This window comes from Streptococcus sp. CP1998 (assembly GCF_041026655.1).
In the GTDB taxonomy this organism is placed as follows: domain Bacteria; phylum Bacillota; class Bacilli; order Lactobacillales; family Streptococcaceae; genus Streptococcus; species Streptococcus dentalis.
Window position 1 is genome coordinate 819810 of the sequence record NZ_CP163380.1, and the last position, 20753, is coordinate 840562.

The 20753-nt window shown below is 42.0% G+C and carries 22 protein-coding genes and 1 pseudogene; 20 read left to right on the forward strand and 3 right to left on the reverse strand.

What is annotated here, in order from left to right:
- The first annotated feature begins 216 nt into the window (after positions 1-216).
- The 18 genes and pseudogenes from AB4X21_RS04260 (at position 217) to AB4X21_RS04345 (ending at position 16197) form a co-directional block, all read left to right on the forward strand.
- On the forward strand, positions 217-417 hold the full coding sequence (locus tag AB4X21_RS04260) for a F0F1 ATP synthase subunit C (protein ID WP_003011669.1): 201 nt from the start codon (positions 217-219) through the stop codon (positions 415-417).
- 33 nt (positions 418-450) lie between these two features.
- Positions 451-1164: a F0F1 ATP synthase subunit A gene (gene atpB / locus AB4X21_RS04265; RefSeq protein WP_369088246.1), complete on the forward strand. Its 714-nt coding sequence runs from the start codon at positions 451-453 to the stop codon at positions 1162-1164.
- 19 nt (positions 1165-1183) lie between these two features.
- A complete protein-coding gene (gene atpF / locus AB4X21_RS04270) occupies positions 1184-1678 on the forward strand; it encodes a F0F1 ATP synthase subunit B (protein WP_155125665.1) in 495 nt (164 codons plus the stop codon).
- Complete coding sequence (locus AB4X21_RS04275) at positions 1678-2214, forward strand: F0F1 ATP synthase subunit delta (RefSeq protein WP_049483899.1); 537 nt, start codon at positions 1678-1680, stop codon at positions 2212-2214. Before atpF ends, AB4X21_RS04275 begins: the two co-directional genes overlap by 1 nt.
- 15 nt (positions 2215-2229) lie before the next feature.
- Complete coding sequence (gene atpA / locus AB4X21_RS04280) at positions 2230-3735, forward strand: F0F1 ATP synthase subunit alpha (RefSeq protein WP_003011619.1); 1506 nt, start codon at positions 2230-2232, stop codon at positions 3733-3735.
- A gap of 15 nt (positions 3736-3750) precedes the next feature.
- Positions 3751-4632 (forward strand): F0F1 ATP synthase subunit gamma, encoded by an 882-nt coding sequence (locus tag AB4X21_RS04285; protein ID WP_003011829.1) that lies wholly within the window; start codon positions 3751-3753, stop codon positions 4630-4632.
- Positions 4633-4717: 85 nt separating this feature from the next.
- On the forward strand, positions 4718-6124 hold the full coding sequence (gene atpD, locus AB4X21_RS04290) for a F0F1 ATP synthase subunit beta (RefSeq protein WP_003011794.1): 1407 nt from the start codon (positions 4718-4720) through the stop codon (positions 6122-6124).
- 13 nt (positions 6125-6137) lie between these two features.
- Positions 6138-6557, forward strand: a complete 420-nt coding sequence (locus AB4X21_RS04295; RefSeq protein WP_003012328.1) for a F0F1 ATP synthase subunit epsilon — start codon at positions 6138-6140, stop codon at positions 6555-6557.
- A gap of 96 nt (positions 6558-6653) precedes the next feature.
- Positions 6654-6884, forward strand: a complete 231-nt coding sequence (locus AB4X21_RS04300) for a DUF1146 family protein (protein ID WP_003011760.1) — start codon at positions 6654-6656, stop codon at positions 6882-6884.
- Positions 6885-6950: 66 nt separating this feature from the next.
- On the forward strand, positions 6951-8234 hold the full coding sequence (murA, locus tag AB4X21_RS04305; RefSeq protein ID WP_369088247.1) for a UDP-N-acetylglucosamine 1-carboxyvinyltransferase: 1284 nt from the start codon (positions 6951-6953) through the stop codon (positions 8232-8234).
- Entirely contained in the window at positions 8224-8412 is a 189-nt protein-coding gene (locus AB4X21_RS04310) for a DNA-directed RNA polymerase subunit beta (protein ID WP_369088248.1), read from the forward strand. The genes murA and AB4X21_RS04310 overlap by 11 nt, the downstream gene beginning before the upstream one ends.
- 83 nt (positions 8413-8495) lie before the next feature.
- Positions 8496-9335 carry a DNA/RNA non-specific endonuclease gene (locus tag AB4X21_RS04315; protein ID WP_369088249.1) on the forward strand — a complete coding sequence of 280 codons (840 nt, stop codon included), beginning with the start codon at positions 8496-8498 and terminating at the stop codon, positions 9333-9335.
- Positions 9336-9416: 81 nt separating this feature from the next.
- Positions 9417-10139, forward strand: coding sequence for a M57 family metalloprotease (locus AB4X21_RS04320; RefSeq protein WP_369088250.1), 723 nt, complete (start codon positions 9417-9419; stop codon positions 10137-10139).
- A 103-nt stretch (positions 10140-10242) separates the two neighbouring features.
- A pseudogene (locus AB4X21_RS04325) lies at positions 10243-12145 on the forward strand (ABC-F family ATP-binding cassette domain-containing protein).
- Positions 12146-13021 carry an XRE/MutR family transcriptional regulator gene (locus AB4X21_RS04330; protein ID WP_369088251.1) on the forward strand — a complete coding sequence of 292 codons (876 nt, stop codon included), beginning with the start codon at positions 12146-12148 and terminating at the stop codon, positions 13019-13021. It begins immediately after the preceding pseudogene.
- 21 nt (positions 13022-13042) lie between these two features.
- Positions 13043-14224: an MFS transporter gene (locus AB4X21_RS04335; RefSeq protein WP_369088252.1), complete on the forward strand. Its 1182-nt coding sequence runs from the start codon at positions 13043-13045 to the stop codon at positions 14222-14224.
- Positions 14225-14652: 428 nt separating this feature from the next.
- The gene (locus tag AB4X21_RS04340) at positions 14653-15201 is read left to right on the forward strand and encodes a hypothetical protein (protein WP_369088253.1); all 549 of its coding nucleotides are present in this window, start codon (positions 14653-14655) and stop codon (positions 15199-15201) included.
- A gap of 15 nt (positions 15202-15216) precedes the next feature.
- Positions 15217-16197 carry a hypothetical protein gene (locus AB4X21_RS04345; RefSeq protein ID WP_369088254.1) on the forward strand — a complete coding sequence of 327 codons (981 nt, stop codon included), beginning with the start codon at positions 15217-15219 and terminating at the stop codon, positions 16195-16197.
- A 429-nt stretch (positions 16198-16626) separates the two neighbouring features.
- Here AB4X21_RS04345 and AB4X21_RS04350 read toward each other — a convergent pair whose 3' ends face one another.
- From AB4X21_RS04350 to murT, 3 genes are read right to left on the reverse strand one after another with little or no spacing between them, the layout of a single operon-like run.
- Positions 16627-16911: a LapA family protein gene (locus AB4X21_RS04350; RefSeq protein WP_004219809.1), complete on the reverse strand. Its 285-nt coding sequence runs from the start codon at positions 16909-16911 to the stop codon at positions 16627-16629.
- A 10-nt stretch (positions 16912-16921) separates the two neighbouring features.
- Positions 16922-17710: a lipid II isoglutaminyl synthase subunit GatD gene (gatD, locus tag AB4X21_RS04355; RefSeq protein ID WP_369088255.1), complete on the reverse strand. Its 789-nt coding sequence runs from the start codon at positions 17708-17710 to the stop codon at positions 16922-16924.
- A complete protein-coding gene (gene murT / locus AB4X21_RS04360; protein WP_369088256.1) occupies positions 17710-19053 on the reverse strand; it encodes a lipid II isoglutaminyl synthase subunit MurT in 1344 nt (447 codons plus the stop codon). Before murT ends, gatD begins: the two co-directional genes overlap by 1 nt.
- A gap of 103 nt (positions 19054-19156) precedes the next feature.
- Here murT and cdaA point away from each other — a divergent pair, with 103 nt between their 5' ends.
- Both cdaA and AB4X21_RS04370 read left to right on the forward strand, forming a co-directional pair.
- On the forward strand, positions 19157-20005 hold the full coding sequence (cdaA, locus tag AB4X21_RS04365; RefSeq protein ID WP_003012269.1) for a diadenylate cyclase CdaA: 849 nt from the start codon (positions 19157-19159) through the stop codon (positions 20003-20005).
- The gene (locus AB4X21_RS04370) at positions 20002-20751 is read left to right on the forward strand and encodes a YbbR-like domain-containing protein (protein ID WP_369088257.1); all 750 of its coding nucleotides are present in this window, start codon (positions 20002-20004) and stop codon (positions 20749-20751) included. Before cdaA ends, AB4X21_RS04370 begins: the two co-directional genes overlap by 4 nt.
- Positions 20752-20753 lie beyond the last annotated feature (2 nt).

Genomic DNA, 20753 nt, shown 5'->3' on the forward strand with positions numbered 1-20753 from the left:
TCTGCTGATCAGGTGGGAGTTTTTTTGAAGAAAGAAATGAGTAGAGGTGGACAAAGTGTCTAAAAATTTAAATGAAAAAATAGTAGATAGGAAAAATTATCATATTAAAAAAATAACGTAATTTAACAAAAACGCTTTCTTTTCTAGGAAATATTTGACTATTATATCTTTTAGGAGTAAACTAAGGTAGTAAAATTTATAAAAGGAGAATTCATCATGAATTTAACATTTTTAGGTCTTTGTTTAGCCTGTTTTGGTGTGTCACTTGCGGAAGGTTTGATGATGAGCAACCTGTTCAAATCTGCATCTCGTCAACCAGAAATTATCGGTCAATTACGTAGTCTTTTGATCCTTGGTGTTGCCTTTGTCGAAGGTACTTTCTTCGTAACCTTGGTTATGGCCTTTATTATCAAATAGACGCTTCTATTTTAGAAAAGGAGGTGTCAAACCTTGGAAGAAAGTATCAATCCAACGATTACTCTTGGACCTGTATCTTTTAATTTGACCCTACTTGCTATGACCCTGATTTCTGTTTTCGCCGTTTTTGGCTTCATTTATTGGGCCAGTCGAAAAATGTCAATCCGACCAAAAGGCAAACAAAATGTGCTGGAATATGCATATGATTTTGTCGTAGGCTTCACAAAAGGAAATATTGGTGAACATTACATGAAGGATTACTCCTTGTTCTTGTTTGTTCTTTTCCTCTTTCTTTTAGTTGCCAATAACATTGGATTGATGGCAAAACTAGAAACAACCAACAGTTACAATTTATGGACTTCACCGACTGCTAACCTCGGTTATGACTTTGCCTTCTCATTTTTGATCACCTTGATCGCCCATGTAGAAGGGATTCGTCGTCGTGGGGTGAAGGAATATTTGAAGGCCTTTGTAACACCAGGGTTTATGACACCCATGAATATTTTGGAAGAATTCACGAATTTTGCCTCCTTGGCTCTTCGGATCTTCGGGAATATCTTTGCCGGTGAAGTATTAGCAAGCTTGCTCGTGAATCTATCACATCAAGCTTTCTATTGGTATCCAGTTGCCTTTATTGGAAGCATGGCATGGACTGCATTTTCAATTTTCATTTCATGTATCCAAGCCTATGTATTTACCATGTTGTCATCTCTCTACATTGGTAAGAAAATTAATGGCGAAGAGTAAGTAGAGGAGGAGTAAAAGAATGCATGTATCAATGAGTGAAATTATTGGTAACTTTATTCTCATTGCTGGTTCCTTCCTATTATTAATCTTTTTAGTAAAGAAATTTGCTTGGAACAATATCAATGATATTTTAGAGGCGCGTGCCAAAAAGATTACAGATGATATTGATGGAGCAGAATCAGCTCGTCAAAAAGCTGAGGAACTAGCAAGTAAACGTGAAGAAGAGTTGGCAGGTAGCCGCAAAGAAGCTGCGTCTATCGTCGAAAATGCAAAGGAAACTGCAGAAAAGAATAAATCTCAGATCCTTTCAGAAGCCACTCAAGAAGCAGTACGTTTGAAAGAAAAAGCGCAACAAGAAATTGCGCATAACAAAGAAGAAGCATTGAACAGTATCAAAGGCGATGTGGCAGATCTCACTGTCAATCTTGCCAGCAAATTGTTGAGCCAACAGCTGGATGCTGAAGGTCAACGCCAACTGATCGATCGCTATCTTGATGAATTAGGAGAAGCCTAATGGACAAAAAGCAACTGATGGTGATTGAGAAATATACCCAGCCTTTTGTTCAATTGGTCTTTGAAAAAGGAGAACAAGACCTAGTCTTTGAAAAATTGACCCAAATCAAGGCTATTTTTGAGGAGACTGGACTTGCTAACTTCTTAGCTCATATCGGTGTAGAGGATGAAGAGAAAGCAAAAAGTCTAAGACTTTTTCAACCCTCTGATTCACAATTACTCGACCATTTGATTGAAGTGGTTATTCTCAATCATCGTGAAGCCTTATTTTATGACATTGTAACGATTTGTTTGGATCAGATTCAACTGTTGAGCAACGCTTTTGTCGTCACTGTTACGACGGTTGCTGGTTTGGATCCTGTTCAAGAGCAAAAGCTAATCCCCATTATCGAAAGAAAATTTGGGATTCAAGTTCGCTCGATCCAACAAAAGATCGATCCAGATTTAATTGGTGGCTTTGTCGTGACAGCCAATCATAAAACGTTGGATACCAGTCTCAAACACCAATTGCAAGTTATAAAATCTAAATTGAAATAGAAAGTGGTGTGAATTTTGGCGATTAACGCACAAGAAATCAGCGCTTTAATTAAGCAACAAATTGAAAATTTCAAGCCAAACTTTGACGTCACTGAGACAGGTGTTGTAACCTACATTGGTGACGGGATTGCCCGTGCTCATGGGCTTGAAAATGCCATGAGTGGTGAGTTGTTGATCTTTGAAAATGGCTCATACGGGATGGCCCAAAACTTAGAAACAACGGATGTCGGGATCATCATCTTGGGTGATTTCACGGATATTCGTGAAGGAGACTCTGTCCGTCGTACAGGTAAAATCATGGAAGTCCCTGCAGGGGATGCCTTGATTGGTCGGGTTGTCAACCCACTTGGCCAACCAGTAGATGGCTTGGGTGAGATTGTGACAGATAAATTCCGTCCAGTTGAAACACCAGCTCCTGGCGTTATGCAACGGAAATCTGTCTCAGAACCCCTACAAACTGGTTTGAAAGCCATTGATGCCCTTGTTCCAATCGGACGTGGTCAACGGGAATTGATTATCGGGGACCGTCAAACAGGGAAAACTTCGATTGCCATCGATACCATCTTGAACCAAAAGGGTCAAGATATGATCTGTATCTATGTAGCGATTGGTCAAAAAGAATCAACAGTTCGTACGCAAGTAGAAACTCTTCGTAAATACGGAGCCATGGATTATACGATTGTGGTAACTGCTTCGGCTTCTCAACCGTCTCCATTGCTTTACTTGGCCCCTTATGCTGGGGTTGCTATGGCAGAAGAGTTCATGTATAACGGTAAACACGTTTTGATCGTCTATGATGATTTGTCAAAACAAGCCGTAGCCTACCGTGAATTGTCCCTTCTTCTTCGCCGTCCACCAGGACGTGAAGCCTTCCCAGGGGATGTCTTCTATCTCCACAGCCGTTTGTTGGAACGTTCAGCTAAAGTTTCAGATGAATTGGGTGGTGGCTCTATTACAGCCCTTCCAATTATTGAAACCCAAGCAGGAGATATCTCTGCTTATATCGCAACCAACGTGATTTCGATCACAGATGGACAAATCTTCTTGCAAGATAGTTTGTTCAATGCTGGTATTCGTCCAGCCATCGATGCAGGGTCTTCTGTATCCCGTGTAGGGGGAGCTGCCCAAATCAAGGCTATGAAGAAAGTTGCGGGTACCCTTCGTATCGACCTCGCTTCATATCGTGAATTGGAAGCCTTCACGAAATTTGGTAGTGACTTGGATGCTGCGACTCAAGCGAAATTGAACCGTGGTCGCCGAACAGTTGAAGTCTTGAAACAACCCGTTCATGAACCATTGACAGTTGAAAAACAAGTCGTGATCTTGTATGCCTTGACTCATGGTTTCTTAGATAGTGTTCCAGTAGACGACATTCTTCGTTTCCAAGAAGAGTTGTTTGATTACTTTGAAGCACATTATGATCAAATCTTTGAGACGATTCGTTCGACACATGATCTTCCAGCAGAAGAAGAACTGGATGCAGCCCTTACAGAATTTGTCAACCAGTCAAATTTCAAATAGAAATAGGAGTGGAAGATGGCAGTTTCATTAAATGATATAAAAAATAAAATTGCATCCACTAAAAATACCAGTCAAATTACCAATGCCATGCAGATGGTGTCTGCAGCTAAACTCGGAAAATCTGAGCAAGCAGCCAAGGATTTTCAGGTTTATGCCGCTAAGGTACGTAAGTTATTAACAGACTTGCTCCATGGACATGAAACAGAAAATGCCAAGTCCCATCCTATGTTGGTGAGTCGGCCGGTAAAAAAGACAGCTTATATCGTCATTACATCCGATCGTGGTTTGGTCGGAGGCTACAATGCCTCCATCCTTAAAACCATGATGGAAATGAAGGCAGAATACCATCCAACTGGAGATGATTTTGAAGTGATCTGTATTGGAAGTGTCGGGGCGGATTTCTTCCGTGCCCGTGGGATTCAGCCGGTTTATGAATTGCGTGGTTTGCCTGATCAGCCTAGCTTTAAGGAAGTTCGTAAGATCATTTCGAAAACAGTCCAAATGTATCAGGAAGGCTTGTTTGATGAGTTGTACGTCTGTTACAACCATCACGTCAACAGTTTGACGAGCCAAATGCGGGTGGAACAGATGCTTCCGATTATTGATTTGGACCCCAATGAAGCAGATGAGGATTATGTATTGAATCTAGAATTGGAATCTAGTCGAGATGCCATCTTGGATCAATTGCTCCCTCAATTTGCTGAAAGTATGATTTATGGTGCCATTATTGATGCTAAAACAGCTGAAAATGCTGCTGGGATGATGGCCATGCAAACTGCAACAGACAATGCCAAGAAAGTCATTGATGAATTAACGATTCAATACAACCGTGCTCGTCAAGCAGCGATTACACAAGAAATTACCGAAATCGTTGCTGGTGCTAGCGCCCTTGAATAGTTGTCGGATACAATTTTATATACAAAAACAGATGCTCGAAAGAGAACTTTTGAGCAGTAGAAATTACTTAGAATAGGAGAATGACATGAGTTTAGGCAAAATTTCTCAGGTCGTAGGTCCCGTCGTAGACGTTGCCTTTTCCGTTGGAGATAAACTTCCTGAGATCAATAATGCGCTTGTAGTCTATAAAAATGACCAACAAAAATCAAAAGTCGTTCTTGAAGTAGCTTTGGAACTTGGTGATGGGGTCGTACGGACCATCGCCATGGAATCAACTGATGGTTTAACACGTGGAATGGAAGTCTTGGACACAGGTCGTCCAATCTCTGTTCCAGTCGGAAAAGAAACCTTGGGACGTGTCTTCAATGTTCTTGGAGATACCATTGACTTGGATCAACCTTTTCCTGAGGATGCTCCTCGTGACTCCATCCACAAAAAAGCTCCATCCTTTGACGAGCTCTCTACTTCAGAAGAAATTCTTGAAACAGGGATCAAGGTTATTGACCTCTTAGCCCCTTATTTGAAAGGTGGGAAGGTCGGACTCTTCGGTGGTGCCGGAGTTGGGAAGACCGTCTTGATTCAAGAATTAATCCATAATATTGCCCAAGAACATGGTGGTATTTCTGTATTTACCGGTGTTGGGGAACGGACACGTGAAGGGAATGACCTTTACTGGGAAATGAAAGAATCTGGCGTTATTGAAAAAACAGCCATGGTCTTTGGACAAATGAATGAGCCACCTGGAGCACGGATGCGTGTTGCCTTGACTGGTTTGACCATTGCGGAATACTTCCGTGATGTCGAAGGTCAGGACGTTCTCTTGTTTATCGACAATATCTTCCGTTTCACCCAAGCCGGATCTGAAGTATCAGCCCTTTTGGGACGGATGCCATCAGCCGTTGGTTACCAACCTACTTTGGCCACTGAAATGGGTCAATTGCAAGAACGGATTACGTCAACGAAGAAAGGTTCTGTTACATCCATCCAAGCCATCTATGTGCCAGCCGATGACTACACAGACCCAGCGCCAGCAACCGCTTTTGCTCACTTGGATTCAACCACCAACTTGGAACGTAAATTGGTACAATTGGGGATCTACCCTGCGGTGGATCCATTGGCATCAAGCTCACGTGCCCTTTCTCCAGAAATCGTAGGAGAAGAACACTATGCAGTAGCTTCTGAAGTCAAACGCGTCCTTCAACGTTACCATGAATTGCAAGATATCATTGCTATCTTGGGGATGGATGAATTGTCTGACGAAGAAAAGACCTTGGTGGCTCGTGCTCGTCGGATCCAATTTTTCTTATCACAAAACTTCAACGTTGCGGAACAATTTACAGGTCAACCTGGGTCTTATGTACCAGTTGGGGAAACTGTTCGTGGCTTTAAAGAAATTTTGGATGGGAAATATGACCATCTTCCTGAAGATGCCTTCCGTGGTGTTGGGTCAATCGAAGATGTGATTGCCAAAGCTGAAAAAATGGGATTCTAAGAAGAGGTGAAGGATGAGTCAAATGAACGTCCAAATCGTTACACCGGATGGACTGGTTTATGATCATCATGCCGCATTTGTATCTGTCAAGACAATTGATGGTGAATTAGGGATTTTACCTCATCATATCAATACCATTGCGGTTTTGGCTGTAGACCAAGTAAAGGTTCGTCGTGTCGACGATGACAAACATATTGATTGGATTGCAGTTAATGGGGGAATTATCGAAGTAGCTGATAATGTCATTACCATTGTTGCCGATTCTGCCGAACGTGCTCGAGATATCGACATTAGTCGTGCAGAACGTGCTAAACTGCGAGCTGAAAAAGCGATAGAAGAAGCCAAGGATCAGAATTCGGTTGATATGGAACGTCGTGCTAAAATTGCTCTTCAACGCGCCATTAACCGGATTAATGTCGGAAATCGTTTATAACATATTCAAATAAGGTGGAGGTTTTGACCTCACCTTATTTTTATTGAGTGAGAATCAAAAGAAGAAAGTAAGGACCAAATATGGTATAATAGCTGTATGATTCAAATGATTTTTAACCTTTCAAGCCATCTATTGTTTATCTTTTTTGCCTATTACCTTTTATTGAACTTGGTTCGATGGGAAAAGTTTTTAAAAATAAGTGCTGAAAATGCTGTTAAAATCCGTTTTTTGATCCTGATGATCAGTGTTGGAATCGGGTTTCTAGCTAGCTCATTTTTTATCAGTGTCTATGAGATGAGTCGGCAGCTATTTATTGGAAATTTCTAACCACATTTTATAAAAAATATGGTATGATAGAAGGCGTGACTTTAAGAAATTGGAGATCGATCTTGTATGGAAAAAATAATCATTAATGGTGGTCATAATCGACTGGTTGGAACTGTTAAAATCGAAGGTGCAAAAAATGCTGTTCTTCCTCTTCTTGCTGCAACAGTCCTAGCAAGCGAGGGCGTGACAATCTTGAAAAACGTACCTGTATTATCAGATGTTTTCACAATGAACAATGTTGTACGTGGTTTGAATGCACAAGTGACTTTTAATGAGGAAGAAAATACAATTGTTATTGATGCACAAGATGAATTATCAGAGGAGGCTCCTTATAAATATGTGAGCAAGATGCGGGCCTCTATCGTTGTCTTGGGCCCTGTCTTGGCACGCAATGGGCATGCCAAAGTTTCCATGCCTGGAGGCTGTACGATCGGTAGTCGTCCAATTGACCTCCATCTCAAAGGTCTGGAAGCCATGGGGGCTGAAATTACACAAACAGCCGGTTATATTGAAGCGAAAGCAGATCGTCTAAAGGGAGCACATATCTATATGGATTTCCCATCAGTAGGGGCGACGCAAAATATTATGATGGCCGCAACCTTGGCAGATGGAGTCACTGTGATTGAAAATGCTGCACGGGAACCTGAAATTGTTGACCTAGCACTCTTGCTGAATAAAATGGGAGCTAATGTCAAGGGGGCAGGAACTGAGACCTTAACTATCGTCGGTGTGGAGAGCTTGCATGGGGCAGACCACAATGTTGTGCAAGACCGTATCGAAGCTGGAACCTTTATGATTGGAGCAGCTATGACTGGCGGAGATGTCTTGATTGAAGATGCCATTTGGGAACACAACCGTCCCCTGCTTTCTAAGATGCAGGAGATGGGTGTGACGGTAACCGAAGAAGAAAATGGAATTCGGATTCAATCGGATATCAGTAAACTTCGTCCAGTGACCGTTAAAACTCTTCCCTATCCAGGATTTCCAACCGATATGCAGGCTCAATTTACAGCCTTGATGGCCATGGCTAAAGGTGAGTCTACCATGATTGAAACGGTTTTTGAGAATCGCTTCCAGCATTTGGAAGAAATGCGTCGGATGGGCGTTCACTCAGATATTATGCGGGATACAGCTCGTATCGTTGGAGGAGAAAACTTCCAAGGTGCAGAGGTCATGTCGACCGATTTACGTGCGAGTGCAACCCTGGTCTTGATGGGCTTGGTAGCAGAAGGAGAGACGAAAGTCAGCAAATTAAGTCACTTAGACCGTGGTTATTATCAATTCCATGAAAAATTGGTGGCGCTAGGTGCAGATGTGAGACGTGTAGAGGAAGCAGACGATGAAAACTAATCTTCGCTATGTAGGTAAACAGCTAGGAATTGTCCTTCTGTTGACTGTGATCGGAATCATTATTTTTGCAATTGGTTTGGTCATTGGCTATGGAGTGATTGGAGATGGAAAGAATCCATTGTCCATTCTCTCTCCTGACACCTGGTCAGATATTATTGGAAAACTAACAGGTAAATAAGCTTTTAAATAAAATTGAGTAAAAAGGAGAGCAGCGAATCGAGTCAGTGACCCATCTAGCGCTGCTCTTTTTTGGAGAAATATATGACAAAACAAGTACTAACGAAACGAACCAAACAAACCCTAGCAGGTTTTGTGGTGGCAACGGCCCTAGCTATCGGGGGCTATTATTTTAATCAACCGACGGTAAAAGAAGCGACAGATCAGGTTGTTTCGGTGGTGACGAGTAGCCAACAAGAAACACCTAGTAAAGAGTTAGCCAGCTCGGTACTAACGAAATCTGCCCGTTCGCAATTGGGGAATGACTTGGAATGGAATGGCGCTGGAGCCTTTGTAGTTAAGGGGAATCGCACAGATCTGGATGCCAGTGTGGCTAGTCAACCCTATGCGGATAACAAGACAAAAGAAGTCAATGGAAAGACCGTGCCGACGGTTGCGAACGCTATTATGACCAAGGCGACTCGCCAGTACAGAGATCGAGATGCAACAGGTAGTGGCCTAACCGATTGGAAACCAGCAGGTTGGCATCAGGTCCACAATCTGTCCGGTGAGTATGACCATGCTGTGGATCGGGGCCATTTATTGGGCTACGCCTTGATCGGCAATCTCAAAGGTTTCGATGCTTCGACTAGCAATCCCAAAAATATCGCCGTTCAGACATCGTGGTCCAATCAAGCCAATGATCCTCATTCCACTGGCCAAAACTACTACGAGACCCTGGTTCGAAAAGCACTGGATAAGAACAAGCGGATCCGCTATCGGGTGACCTTGATCTACAATCAGCCAGAAGATTTGATCCCATTAGGTTCTCAGATTGAAGCCAAATCGAGTGACGGGACGCTTGAATTCAATGTTTTTGTTCCTAATGTTCAAAGTGGGATTAGCCTGGATTACCAGACAGGCAAAGTAACCGTCCATCAATAAGCTGGAAAGCATGGCTATTTAAGTTATTTTTAAGAATGGGGTGTTACAATTGCATACCTTCTTTAAGAGAAAGGAGAATGTATGAGAACCATCTTTCGATTTTTCAAAGGAATCCTTCGCATGGCTTGGAGTCTTTTTTGGGGATTTTTCTGGACCATTGCCATCAGTTTTCTCGTTTTAGTGGGGATCATCTATTTCACAGATTCTCCTAGTTCTGGTATGGATGGATTTGGTCGAGCCGCCCAAAAGGTTGTCTATCAAGTCGGCAATTTATTTGGTGATCAGGGCTTTGCATCGCGCTTTGGGATGACACCTAGCTCACAGACCACGCAGACGGACAATCATGAGCATAGCGGTGCTCGCTGGGAAAAAGCGGAGGCCACGGTCTACCTGGATCCCAATATCAGTCAAACTTTTGTAAAAGCTTATCGGGATGCTATTGAGGCTTGGAACCAAACAGGCGCCTTTACCTTCAAGTTGGTTACAAATGAAAAAGAGGCTAATGTGGTCTTGACGGAAATGGATAACGCATCGGTTTCTGCTGCAGGAGAGACTGCTTCTCAGACCAACCTCTTAACCAACCGCTTCACCCACATCACAGTGCGTCTCAATCGCCATTATCTTTTAAATTATGTCTATAACTATAGTTATGATCGGATTGTCAATACAGCTGAGCATGAGCTAGGCCATGCCATTGGGCTGGACCACACTGATGGAGAATCGGTTATGCAACCAGCTGGCTCCTTCTACAGTATTCAGGATACAGATGTGGAAGCAGTCCGACAATTATACAAGGAAGAATAAGTTTTAAAATACTTTCGAAAGTTCTGAGCCTCAAGGGGCTCAGGATTTTTTTGATGGCTCGTCTTTCCTTGTTTAATCTGAAAAAAGATAGTAAAATAGGGACATGATTATTTTACAAGCCAACAAAATTGAACGCTCTTTTGCAGGGGAGGTTCTTTTTGATAATATCAGCCTGCAGGTGGATGAACGGGACCGGATTGCCCTGGTCGGAAAGAACGGAGCCGGCAAGTCTACGCTCTTAAAAATCTTGGTGGGAGAAGAAGAGCCAACTTCTGGAGAAATCAATAAAAAACGGGACCTTTCCCTCTCTTATCTCGCTCAAGATAGCCGTTTTGAGTCGTCCAATACCATTTACGATGAGATGCTCCATGTCTTTGACGATCTCAGAAAGACTGAGAAAACCTTGCGGCAGATGGAGCTTGCGATGGGGAAAAAAACTGGGGCTGACTTAGAAAAACTCATGCAGGATTATGACCGTCTATCGGAAGAATTCCGTCAGGCAGGTGGCTTCACCTATGAAGCAGATATCCGAGCTATTCTCAACGGCTTCAAGTTCGATGAGTCTATGTGGCAGATGAAGATTGAAGAGCTATCTGGTGGGCAAAATACCCGTCTAGCTCTGGCCAAGATGCTCTTGGAAAAACCAAATCTCTTGGTACTGGATGAGCCGACCAACCACTTGGATATTGAGACCATCGCCTGGTTGGAAAACTACCTGGTCAATTATAGTGGGGCCCTTCTCATTGTCAGCCACGACCGGTATTTCCTAGATAAGGTCGCAACCATTACCTTGGATTTGACCAAGCATTCCTTGGACCGCTATGTCGGCAATTACTCCAGCTTTGTTGAGCAAAAAGAACAGAAGTTGCTGACCGAAGCCAAGAACTACGAGAAGCGAAAAAGAAATCGCGCTGGAAGACTTTGTTAATCGCAATTTGGTGCGGGCTTCGACTACCAAGCGAGCCCAGTCTCGGCGCAAGCAGTTGGAAAAAATGGAGCGTCTAGACAAGCCGGAAGCTGGGACCAAGTCTGCCCATATGACCTTCCATTCCGATAAGACATCTGGAAATGTCGTCCTGACAGTAGAAGAGGCAGCTGTCGGCTATGATGATCAAATTCTGTCCGAGCCCATCAATCTGGATATCCGCAAGATGAATGCGGTCGCTATTGTGGGACCAAATGGGATCGGGAAATCTACTCTTATCAAGTCTATTGTCGGACAGATTCCTTTTATCAAGGGTGAAGCTCGTTTTGGGGCCAATGTCGAGGTGGGTTACTATGACCAGACCCAAAGTAAACTAACGCCTCACAACAGTGTCTTGGATGAGCTCTGGAATGACTTTAAACTGACGCCAGAAGTGGAGGTCCGCAATCGCTTGGGAGCCTTTCTTTTCTCTGGGGATGATGTCAAGAAAACCGTCGGTATGCTGTCAGGTGGAGAGCGGGCCCGCTTGCTTCTAGCCAAGCTGTCCATGGAAAATAACAATTTCTTGATTCTCGATGAGCCGACTAACCACTTGGATATCGATAGCAAGGAAGTGCTAGAAAATGCCTTGATTGATTTTGATGGCACCCTGCTCTTTGTCAGCCACGACCGTTACTTTATCAATCGGGTGGCTACACAAGTTTTGGAACTCTCTGAAGAGGGCTCAACTCTTTACCTAGGAGACTACGACTATTATCTGGAGAAAAAAGCTGAGTTAGAGGCCCTTGCTGTAGCGCAAGCAGAAGCTATGCCTGTTTCTTCATCAGAAGAAGTCATCAGCAATGACTATCATCTGCAAAAGCAAAACCAAAAGGAACTACGGAAAATCACCCGTCGCATTGAGCAATTGGAAGCAGAGATGGAAGAGCTGGATCAAAAAATCCAAGACATCACCGAAACCATGCATAGCACCAACGATGCAGCCGACTTAGTTCAACTCCAGAGCGAGTTGGATCGATTGACTGTCCAGCAGGAAGCAGTCATGGAAGAGTGGGCAGAACTGTCAGAGCAGGTGGAATAGATGGACTATCTTGGAAAAGTTTTTCGTGAATTTCGAATCAGTAAGAATTATTCGTTAAAAGAAGCTGCAGGAGAAACTTGCTCGACCTCCCAATTATCCCGTTTTGAATTGGGGGAGTCGGATCTGGCTGCTTCGCGCTTCTTTGACATTTTGGACAATATCCATGTGACGATTGAGAATTTTATGGATAAGGCCAGAAATTTTCAACACCATGAGCATGTCGCTTTGATGGCCCAGGTTATTCCACTTTACTATTCAAATGATATTGCAGGTTTTCAAAAGCTTCAAAGAGAACAACTTGAAAAAGCTAAACATTCCACCAATCCCCTCTATTTTGAATTGAACTGGATCCTGCTACAAGGGCTAATTTGCCAGAGAGATGCCAGCAACACCATGAAGCAGCGTGATCTGGATAAGGTGGCAGATTATCTCTTTCAAACGGAAGAGTGGACCATGTATGAATTGATCCTCTTTGGCAATCTCTACAGCTTTTATGATGTGGACTATGTCACACGGCTTGGGAGAGAAGTGATGGAGCGTGAAGATTTCTACAAAGAAATTGGTCGCCATCGCAAACTGGTCTTGATTCTAGCCCTGAATTGCTACCAGCATTGTTTAGAACACCGTTCTTTTGAAAACGCCAGCTATTTTGAAGCCTATGTAGAAAAGATTATCGGGAAGAGCATCAAGCTTTACGAACGCAATGTCTTTCATTATCTCAAGGGATTTGCCCTGTATCAAAAGGGGCAAACAGAAGAAGGGTGGCAGCAAATGAGGGAAGCCATGCACATTTTTGATGTGCTGGGACTGCCAGAGCAGGTTGCCTATTATCAAGAACACTTTGATAAATTTGTAAAAAATGAATGTTCTAAATAGGACAGTGATAAAGGAGATTTTATGAACCGACATGCGGTCCAATTAATTAGTCGTGGAGCTATTAACAAAATTGGAAATATGCTCTATGACTATGGGAACAGTGTCTGGCTGGCTTCGATGGGGACTATAGGAAAAACGGTATTAGGGATCTATCAGATTTCTGAATTAGTGACAGGGATTCTCGTGAATCCTTTTGGAGGAGTGATTTCAGACCGTTTTTCTCGTCGCAAGATTTTGATGACGACCGACTTGGTTTGTGGACTCCTTTGTTTGGCGATTTCTTTTATCAGAAATGATAGCTTGATGATTGCGGCTCTTATTTTTGCCAATATTGTTCAGGCCATTGCCTTTGGTTTTTCTCGGCCTGCCAATAAAGCCATTATTACCGAGGTAGTAGAGAAAGAAGAGATTGTGACTTATAACGCTCACTTGGAGTTAGTCCTACAGGTTGTTAGTGTCTGTTCACCTGTTTTTTCTTTCCTAGTTCTACAATTTGCCAGTCTTCATATGACCCTCTTATTAGATGCACTGACCTTTTTCATTGCTTTCGTCCTAGTGGCTTTCCTTCCGAAAGAAGAAGCTAAGGTTCAAGAGAGCAAACAGTTTACCGGGAAAGATATTTTTTCTGATATCAAGGATGGGTTAGACTATATCTGGCATCAGAAAGAGATTTTCTTTCTCTTATTAGTGGCTTCTAGCGTCAATTTCTTTTTTGCAGCTTTTGAATTTTTACTCCCATTTTCCAATCGCCTTTACGGGGTCAAAGGAGCTTATGCGACCATCTTAACATTGGGAGCTTTAGGATCTATTCTAGGAGCACTTGTTGCCAATAAAATTACATCAAGTATGAAAATTCTCCTGTTTTTACTGCTTATGGCAGGGGTCGGAGTGTTCATAATGGGCTTGCCCCTTCCGCCTTATCTTTCCTTTTCAGGAAATCTGGTCTGTGAATTTTTTGTGACCATTTTCGACATCCACGTTTTTACCCAAGTACAAACCAAGGTGGAAGATGATTATCTGGGGAGAGTCTTGAGCACAATTTATACCTTGGCTGTTCTCTTTATGCCCATCGCCAAAGGGTTGATGACTTGGTTGCCAAGTGTTCACATGGAATCATTTCTCTTGATTGGAGCTGGAGTTATTCTCTTTTCAGCGATTGCATCAGTTTATGCTAAAAGAATGGATAGGAAGTTGACGCTTTAGTCACAATCCTGTCTTGAGAGAAGGCTACATTATTCTATAGGAAGTACCAAGTTAAAGATCTTGAAAAGATAGACTTTTTCAAGGTCTTTTTTTCGTAGTGAGACCTCATAGAAAGTTGACTCTTCCGTATTTAGTTTGATGGAAATGAGGGTGAGAAAAGAGTAAAAAAAGAAAACCTGTTTTGGGAAAGCAATTTCTGGTTTCTATCCTTAGCTTTTTCTGGTAAAATTTAAATAAGTGATGCCTTATTAGAGATGCTTAACATCCCAGTCTATCGGACTGGTATGACTTTATCCAATCTGTTTATAGCATAAGTTCTCTTGTTTTGAGAATCATGCCTTTTAATTCGTTTTTGACAGTTTGGCCGTTGATCACTTTCATCTGGACTGGTTTTGTTAGTTATTCGTCAAATAAGAAGGAAAACGTAAATGAATAAAAATGTATTTATAAGATCATTAGGAGTTTGGTTATTAGTGATAGGGTTGCTAGTTTATAGCTACTTCCAGGCAATACCAGGTCTACATTCCCTTGAGCCTCCTCAAAAATTGTATCAGCAAGGCTTAGTTTATAAGTCGAAAGATAGTGAGGATGTTTTGGCTGTGAAGGTATTGGACATAGACCTAATTCCAGTTAAAGCAGATGAGGCCCAATATTTTTTAATTAAGCATGAATATGGCGTTACGGCCATGAAAGCAACTTATCATACTGTCTATTCATTGCTGCAAATGAAAGCTAGAGTTCCTAATCAAGAAAACCCATTAGAATCAAGTGGATTCTATCTAAGTGTTAAAGTGATTCCTGAGGTAGAGAACAGACGAAAAGGCGGCATGAAGATTCATTTGCGTTTTGAATATGAAAATAAGAAATACGACTCGATTCTCTTTAGAAGACATTTATTACGTCTCAAGGATCTTGTGGAATATTTAAATGAAGAATATAACTTAGGATTGAAAGTGGATTTTAGACTCCTAGGGTAATCAACGGAGAGTAAGATGAACAAAAAGATATTTGTTAGGACACTATTTGACTGGTGTGTCGTTGTTGTTTTATCGGTTGTTTGCTATTTTGATGTACAGCCAGCTATTCATATGAATACGAACCCGGAAAAATTGTATCAGCAAGGTTATGTCTATAAGGCAGAGAATAGTGATGATGTATTAGCGATTAAAGTGTTGGATATTGATCCTAACCCGATTGAAAGAAAGAATAATACTTATTATTTAGTCAAACATGAATATGGTGTCACAGCGATGAAGGTCGTCATTAAAGGAAGTATAAATAAACTACTTGAGATGAAAGACGTACTCGCTCCTCAAGAAAATCCTTTGGAATCTTCTGACTTTTATCTTCATGTACAGGTGCTTCCTGAAATTCGCAGGAGAAAGAAAAGCTCAGATATCGTCATTATTAGCAAAGAATTTAAGGATATCATTCAAGAGAGATTTAATCAAAGCGACCTTTCAAAAGGAGGGGCTAATGTCGATACGACGCATCTTCTTGATTTGATGGACGACAGAGGGGGAGCTCATTTTCTCGTGGGACCTGTATTGGTGGGACTTGTTGCTGTCTTTTTCTTCATCAATACAATCAGAAGGATTTTCTATTTACGTAGACAGTTTAAACTCTTTAATACATTGTTTCCAAGTTATGCGAATCAACCAGAGAAATTGGTGAAAGATGCGGACTACAGTGACAAAAAACTAGAACTCCTTGTGCACCAGGGCATCCTCGTGTTTTACGGCATGGATTTTGAAATACTACCAGTAGATGACATTGAAGAAATCAAACTTTTTAGAGTCCATAGAAAAAGTTTTTATCGCTACAAGATGAAGATTATCTTTTATTCAAGTCGCAGGCCTTATGTTTTTGAAATAAACAAAAGTAATATGGAGGCCTATTATCCTTTCATCGACTATTTGAGAAGTCTTGCACCAATTGTTGTTGAAGATGGATGGAAGATGAATTATCGTTAAGGAAATTGGATTCAATTAAATACAAAGCATCTTGAAGAAGGACTTGGAGTACGTGGTGGTGCTTCAAGTCTTTTTCTCATCTAATATTATGGTTTAGAAAAATGAGAAAGGAATCATTGATTCTGATGATAAGTGACAATGTAGAAAACCGTTTCAGGCTAATAAAGCAAACAGGCTATATTAGTGTGTCTAATAGTTATGATTTGGAATATACCTCACATAAAGCATTTGAAAATCTAACTAGTTAGGATGGAATCATGTCAATTAAACATTAGATATATAAGGCCTGTATCGTTATTATGAGGATTCTTTACAATCTAGGGTTAAAAAACTGTTGAGAAGATTCTGGAATTCTATCTATATAAAAAACACCCCAAAAGTCAGATTTTATCTGTCTAACTTTTGGGATGTAGTTCATTCGGTGTTTTTTTAGTTGTTATCTTTTTCTTCTGCTTTAACTTCTTTCTTTTCTTCTTCCAGTTGCTTTTGAGTGCTCTTGAGCTCTTTTTTTAGGGAGAAGCCCTTTGAAAAATTAACCAAGGTCATGACAAATGCACCCAAGAGGACACAGAGCAAGATCAGAATGATCAAGGGCAATTTAAATTGAACCAAGAGGAAATTCACGGTGACCGTTTGCATGTTTGCAAGGGAAATACCAGCAATCAATAAAATTAAAAGTAATAAAGCAATGTAGTGTAGATTATTTTTGTTCATCATTATCTCCTTATTGTTCAGTAGGCGCCTTGCTCTTCACATCAGCGTATTCCTCCGGCTGCTCTAGGCTTAGAATATCCTCATAAGCCGGTAGGGAAAGGTCCTTACCATATTTATTTTTTAAAGCAGTGCTCACTAGGCGATAGGCCAAATTGGCATTTCGGGATAAGATAGGACCGTGGAAGTAGCTCCCAAAGACGTTCTTGTAATGAACCCCTTCGCCCCCATCTTCTTTGTTGTTCCCATTTCCGTAGACGACCTTGCCCAGCGGTTTTTCATCCTCAGCCAAGAAGGTCCGACCTTGGTGGTTCTCAAAACCATAATAGGTTTCGTTAAATTCTTCGTTATGGATTTTGATATCGCCGATATAGCGGTTGTTGACTTGGTTGAGCGTATAGTGGCCCATAATGCCGAGTCCTTCAATGCGTTTGCCAGAAGCTTCAATGTAGTATTGGCCTAGAAGCTGAAAGCCACCACAGATAGCAAGTACCACGCCATCATCCTGAATAAAGCGTTCGAGATCTTCTTTTTTATCTGGTAGGTCCTCAGATACAATAGTCTGTTCGTAGTCTTGTCCTCCGCCGAAAAAGGCGATATCATAGGCATCAGGGGCGAACCGATCTTTGAGAGAGACGATATCAACAGTGACATGGGCTCCAAGCTTTTCCGCAACGTACTTGAGCATGAGGATATTCCCATTGTCCCCATAAGTATTCATTAAGTTGCCATAGAGATGGGCAATGCGCAGGCTGTAGAGATACTGTGCCTGATCAGAAGATTCTAGGGAAGTATAAGTCATTAGTGCATCTCCTTTTCAATCAGGTGTTCTTGGGCTAAGAGTTCACGGAATTCTAGCATGGCTGTATAGGTAGCTAAAATGTAAGCATGAGGGGTTTCCTGTTGCTGGATGCGTTGGAAGACTTCTTTTAATTCAGCCATTTCTGTGATCTTTTCTGCGGGATAGCCAGTGACCCGAAGTCGCCGAGCAATCTCTGAGTGGCGCACTCCGCCAGCATTGATCTCTGGGATGTCCATCTGGGTGATTTGCTCGAAGTCAGCATCCCAAATCCAGCTCGTATCGATTCCGTCTGCATAATTCGCATTGAGGAGAACCGACAAGCTAAAGGAATAAGGGGCTAGTTTGATCATTTCAATGGCTTGGGTCGCACCAACCGGATTTTTAATCAGGACCAAGGTACATTCCTTATCCCCAATCTTAAAGGTTTCCTGGCGACCAAAGACAGCGCGACTACGATCAAATCCTTGCTTAATCACTTCAGGTTGTATTCCAAAGAATCCAGCAACAGAGACAGCTGCTAAGGCATTGTAAATGTTGTAAAGACCACCGATATTGATGTGGTAATCTTGCCCTTGGATCCGGAAGTTGGAAGATCGATGAGTTAAAGAAAGGAGGTCCGATACGGCATAGGTCAGAGGTGGCCGGTGGAACCCACAGTGCTCACAAATATAATCTCCCAGGTTAGCATAGGTATTGAGCTTGTACTTGAGGATGTTGTGGCAATGTGGGCACAGGATTCCTTCCGTATTGTAATGAGCTAGTTTTGGCTCTGATTTGTCTGTATCAAATCCGTAATATTGGATCGGATTGGATAAGGTTTGACTATTAAAGAGCGGACTATCTCCATTTAGCAGAACTGTCGCAGTTGGGACCTTGTGAATGGCATCCAAAATCATTTGGTAGGTCGTATAGATCTCTCCATAGCGGTCCATCTGATCCCGGAAAATATTGGTGACCACAAAAAGGCTCGGCTGGATATAATCACAAATCCGAGAGAGGCTGGCCTCGTCAATTTCAAGTACCGCGATCGGTCGATTTGATTTCGAATTGTTGGCCCGTAAGAAGGTCGTTGTAATCCCAGAGATCATATTGGCCCCACTTGGATTGGTTAAAATCGGTCCGAAAGCTTCTTGGAGAATACCTACGGTTAGCGCAGTGGTCAGGGTTTTTCCATTTGTCCCTGTAATCACAACAATCTCATAGTTTTTTGCCAGTTGACTTAGAATATCTTTATCAAATTTGAGGGCTACTTTACCTGGTAGGGTTGATCCCCGCCCCATTTTTTCTAGAATAGAGCCGGAAAGCTTTCCTGCCAGAAGGCCCAAGGTTGTATTTATCTTCATAAATCATATTTTATCATAAAAAGCATCAGAAGGTTACAGAAAAATCTGTTGAAACGTGTTATAATAGGATGATGTCTTTTAGAGAAGTGGTAGGTATGAGAATATGAATATTCAACAGTTTACAAATCCACAATTTTGGACCAGTTTGTTCCCGAATTGGTGGAGTGTTGTTATCAATATCATCGATATTGCCCTGGTGGCTTGGTTGTTGTATTTTTTGATCAAGGCTATCGTCGGGACCAAGATCATGATTTTGGTTCGTGGAGTTATTATCTTTTTCTTGGTGCAGTTTTTAGCCAATTTCTTAGGTCTCACGACTATTTCATGGCTGATCAATCAAGTGATTACCTATGGGGTTATCGCCCTGGTTGTGATTTTCTCCCCTGAGATTCGGATTGGTTTAGAACGTCTGGGTCGAGCGACAGAATTCTTTACGACGAGTGAAGTCAGTCAGGAAGAGAAGATGGTGCAGGCCTATGTCAAGGCAGTAGCTTATATGAGCCCACGTAAGATTGGTGCCTTGGTAGCCATTCAAGGAGCCAGAACCCTTCAGGAATATATTTCCACAGGGATTCCTCTAGATGCAGAAATTTCAGGAGAATTGCTGATTAATATCTTCATTCCTAATACTCCTTTACACGATGGTGCCGTCATTGTCCGCAATGATAAAATAGCTGTTTCTTGTGCCTACCTGCCCTTGACCGAAAACACTGGAATTTCAAAAGAGTTTGGAACACGTCACCGCGCAGCCATTGGTTTATCTGAAGTTTCGGATGCCTTTACCTTTGTGGTATCAGAAGAAACGGGTGGGATCTCTGTGACTTATAATGGAACCTTCCTTCACGATTTAACCTTAAAAGAGTTTGAGGCAGAATTGAGAGCCTTCTTGGTTCCTGAAGAGAATAAAACGACTAGTTGGAAAGAGCGTCTATTTGGGAGGGTCACAAAATGAGATCTAAAAAAGAATTTCTTTATGTTTTCTCTTCCGTCTTATTGTCCTTTATCTTGTTTATCAATGCGTCTTCCTTTAATTTTCAAAATAATAGTAGCGCAAGACAAGTGAGTTCAGAGACCTACACCAATACCTTGACCAATATTCCAATTGATGCCAAGTACAATGACAAGACATACTTTGTCAGTGGGTTAACATCAGAGGTAACGGTCTTTCTAAAGGGTTCAAACCGGGTCGCTCTAGCAAGCGAAATGCAACCGGGAACGCGAAAATTTCGCGTGGTAGCGGATCTTCGTAAGGCCAAGGAAGGTACCGTCGAAGTACCGTTGATTGTAGAAGATCTTCCGGCCGGTTTGACAGCAACTGTAGAGCCTCAGAAAGTTTCAGTAAAAATCGGGAAGAAAGCGAAAAAATCATTTGCTGTCAGGGCTACGATCCCGGACAATCAAATTGTGGATGGGATAACAGTAACGGATATTTCTCTTGAAACCACCAAGGTAGAAGTGACCAGCGATCAAGAAACCTTGAGTCGCATTGATCATGTCGAAGCTGTCTTCCCATCCAGTGAGATCATCAGTGGAAATTATAGTGGAACTCTTTCATTAAATCCGGTAGATGCTCAAGGAGAGGGTCTACCAGGTCTGGTAAATCCGAGTGAAACACGGATTCAAGTGACCACAAAGACTAGCTCGTCTACGTCAAGCTCAAGCAGCTCGTCGTCGACCTCCTCCAGTTCAAATAATTAGAA

What these genes read in the sequence shown, in the direction of transcription:
- gatD (WP_369088255.1), bottom strand. Translation starts at nt 17,710, where the DNA reads ATGACTTATACTTCCCTAGAATCTTCTGATCAGGCACAGTATCTCTAC.
- atpF (WP_155125665.1), top strand. Translation starts at nt 1,184, where the DNA reads ATGCATGTATCAATGAGTGAAATTATTGGTAACTTTATTCTCATTGCT.
- AB4X21_RS04370 (WP_369088257.1), top strand. Translation starts at nt 20,002, where the DNA reads ATGAGATCTAAAAAAGAATTTCTTTATGTTTTCTCTTCCGTCTTATTG.
- cdaA (WP_003012269.1), top strand. Translation starts at nt 19,157, where the DNA reads ATGAATATTCAACAGTTTACAAATCCACAATTTTGGACCAGTTTGTTC.
- atpD (WP_003011794.1), top strand. Translation starts at nt 4,718, where the DNA reads ATGAGTTTAGGCAAAATTTCTCAGGTCGTAGGTCCCGTCGTAGACGTT.
- AB4X21_RS04260 (WP_003011669.1), top strand. Translation starts at nt 217, where the DNA reads ATGAATTTAACATTTTTAGGTCTTTGTTTAGCCTGTTTTGGTGTGTCA.
- AB4X21_RS04335 (WP_369088252.1), top strand. Translation starts at nt 13,043, where the DNA reads ATGAACCGACATGCGGTCCAATTAATTAGTCGTGGAGCTATTAACAAA.
- AB4X21_RS04340 (WP_369088253.1), top strand. Translation starts at nt 14,653, where the DNA reads ATGAATAAAAATGTATTTATAAGATCATTAGGAGTTTGGTTATTAGTG.
- AB4X21_RS04285 (WP_003011829.1), top strand. Translation starts at nt 3,751, where the DNA reads ATGGCAGTTTCATTAAATGATATAAAAAATAAAATTGCATCCACTAAA.
- AB4X21_RS04330 (WP_369088251.1), top strand. Translation starts at nt 12,146, where the DNA reads ATGGACTATCTTGGAAAAGTTTTTCGTGAATTTCGAATCAGTAAGAAT.
- murT (WP_369088256.1), bottom strand. Translation starts at nt 19,053, where the DNA reads ATGAAGATAAATACAACCTTGGGCCTTCTGGCAGGAAAGCTTTCCGGC.
- AB4X21_RS04345 (WP_369088254.1), top strand. Translation starts at nt 15,217, where the DNA reads ATGAACAAAAAGATATTTGTTAGGACACTATTTGACTGGTGTGTCGTT.
- AB4X21_RS04310 (WP_369088248.1), top strand. Translation starts at nt 8,224, where the DNA reads ATGAAAACTAATCTTCGCTATGTAGGTAAACAGCTAGGAATTGTCCTT.
- AB4X21_RS04350 (WP_004219809.1), bottom strand. Translation starts at nt 16,911, where the DNA reads ATGAACAAAAATAATCTACACTACATTGCTTTATTACTTTTAATTTTA.
- AB4X21_RS04300 (WP_003011760.1), top strand. Translation starts at nt 6,654, where the DNA reads ATGATTCAAATGATTTTTAACCTTTCAAGCCATCTATTGTTTATCTTT.
- AB4X21_RS04295 (WP_003012328.1), top strand. Translation starts at nt 6,138, where the DNA reads ATGAGTCAAATGAACGTCCAAATCGTTACACCGGATGGACTGGTTTAT.
- AB4X21_RS04320 (WP_369088250.1), top strand. Translation starts at nt 9,417, where the DNA reads ATGAGAACCATCTTTCGATTTTTCAAAGGAATCCTTCGCATGGCTTGG.
- murA (WP_369088247.1), top strand. Translation starts at nt 6,951, where the DNA reads ATGGAAAAAATAATCATTAATGGTGGTCATAATCGACTGGTTGGAACT.
- AB4X21_RS04275 (WP_049483899.1), top strand. Translation starts at nt 1,678, where the DNA reads ATGGACAAAAAGCAACTGATGGTGATTGAGAAATATACCCAGCCTTTT.
- AB4X21_RS04315 (WP_369088249.1), top strand. Translation starts at nt 8,496, where the DNA reads ATGACAAAACAAGTACTAACGAAACGAACCAAACAAACCCTAGCAGGT.